This window comes from Rhodoblastus sp., assembly GCF_041915505.1.
In the GTDB taxonomy this organism is placed as follows: Bacteria; Pseudomonadota; Alphaproteobacteria; order Rhizobiales; family Beijerinckiaceae; genus Rhodoblastus.
This window is the reverse complement of sequence record NZ_JAYSBG010000504.1, coordinates 1-1,816: the sequence shown is the minus strand read 5'-3', so window position 1 is coordinate 1,816 and position 1,816 is coordinate 1. Positions and strand designations below refer to the sequence as shown.

Below are 1,816 nucleotides of genomic sequence, written 5' to 3'. Positions count from 1 at the left end.
GCGTCACAACTTCAACCATTGTCCTTCTCCAAACCCGCCATTTGTCCGGCAAATGGAATCGCTCGCCGGGGATACCAGTTCCGTGCCAGAATTTTGACGCACGCCGGGGGTCTTTTTACGCCTCTCGGGCCCGCGCGCCTACCCCTGCATCCGTTCTGCTTGGCAGGCGCCGCGAATCCGCCGAAGTTGAACGCCCCCGGAGGTTTTCATGACGCATGTTTCCCGGCCGCCTTATTCTTGGCCGCCCCATTCCCGGCCGCCCCAATCCTGGCGGCGCCTCTCCAGCGCCGCCCTGGTCCTGCTCGCGGTCTCGTTCGGCGCCGCTCCGGCTCTGGCCGGCGATGTGGTCATCGCCGAAGCCGTGCTGGCCAGCAAGTCGGATGGCGGCAAGATCGTGTTCAAAAACATCACGATCAAGGACGGCAATCTCTCGCAGGCCGAGGCGACCAACCTGTTCACCGGCGCCCTGTCGCGCGAGGATCTCGGCGCCCTGCTGGAGCGAATGGAGGCGAGCCGGGTGACCATTCCGGAAGCCGAGGTCCAGACCGAGGGCGGCGATCATTTCACCCTGCGCGACATTGTCGCCGAATCGATTTCCCATGGCGGCGCGCAAAGCCTCGCCGTCGCCTCAGCCGAGGGCGTGCTGCCCGACGACAGCGGCGACGCCTCGCTCAAGCTTGGCGCCCTGCGGATCGAGAAGATCTCCATGCCGGGCCTCGCGGCGGCCTTGCGCGCCGGTGACCCCGGAGCCGCCGCCTTTCGCTTCAGCCATCTCGGCTGGGACGGCGGCGACCTCTCCGCGGTGGACAAGGCCACGCCCGCCGGCGCGCCGGGCGGCAATCGCGTTCTGCTTCACTTCGGCGCGACCACGATCGACCAGAACTTCGACCCCGACGGCGCGCCGCGCGACGGTTCGGCGACGATGAGCGGCGTCAATGTGAAGCTGCCCCCGCAATCCAAGGGCGGGCAGACGCTGGCCGCTTTCGGCTATCCCGAGCTTTCCGGCGAATTCCGCTTCGCCGGCGCCTATGATTCCACCGCCAAGACCTACGCCCTCAAGACCTATGCGCTCGACCTGAAGAATATCGGCCGCATCGCGCTCAGCGGTCAGTTCTCGGGCGTGGGCCGGATTGTTTTCGACGGCGACAAGGAGGCCCGCGAAGAGGCCGTGCGCCAGGTTTTTCTCGACTGGGCCCAGATCGACGTCGACAACGCCGGCCTGTTCGACAAGGTGGTCACCTTTGTCGCGCTGAGTCAGGGCAAGGCCCCCGACGCCGTCAAGGCCGAATGGCGCGCGATCGTCTCCCAGGCGCCGCTGCTTTTCTCCGGCGCCCCAGCCATCGCGGTCGCCTCCCAGGCGGTCTCGAAATTCATCGCCGATCCCAAGACTCTTACGCTTCGGCTCAAGGGCAAGGATTCGCCCTTGAAACTCGATGAATTCGCTCATATCGAAGACCCGAGCGCCTTCCTGGATCGTCTGGAGGTCACGAGCGCGCCCGCCCCTTCGAGCCCCGCCAAGCCGGTGTCCGGGACCAGGCTCTGAAGCGGCGTGAATCGAGGTGACCGGCCCGCTCCCGCGGGCCGATCGTCGGGGTTGACCCGCCCGCGCGGGCCGATTGGCATGAGTTGAACAAGGCGGCGAAGGGAATCGCGCGGATCGACCGCGCGGCGCGACCGCTCACGACTTCAGGGGGTTCTCCATGAGTGAACGCATTTCGTCCGATCTGCAATCGGGCGCGCTGATCTATCACCAGCATCCGCGTCCCGGCAAAATGGAGATCCGCGCGACCAAGCCGCTCGGCAACCAGCGCGACCT

Annotated in this window: 1 protein-coding gene; it reads left to right on the top strand. The window is 66.4% G+C overall.

Annotated elements, in window-relative coordinates; translation table 11 throughout:
• The first annotated feature begins 208 nt into the window (after window positions 1–208).
• Window positions 209–1,543 carry a hypothetical protein gene (locus ACE3S9_RS19185; RefSeq protein ID WP_374548077.1) on the top strand — a complete coding sequence of 445 codons (1,335 nt, stop codon included), beginning with the start codon at window positions 209–211 and terminating at the stop codon, window positions 1,541–1,543.
• Window positions 1,544–1,816 lie beyond the last annotated feature (273 nt).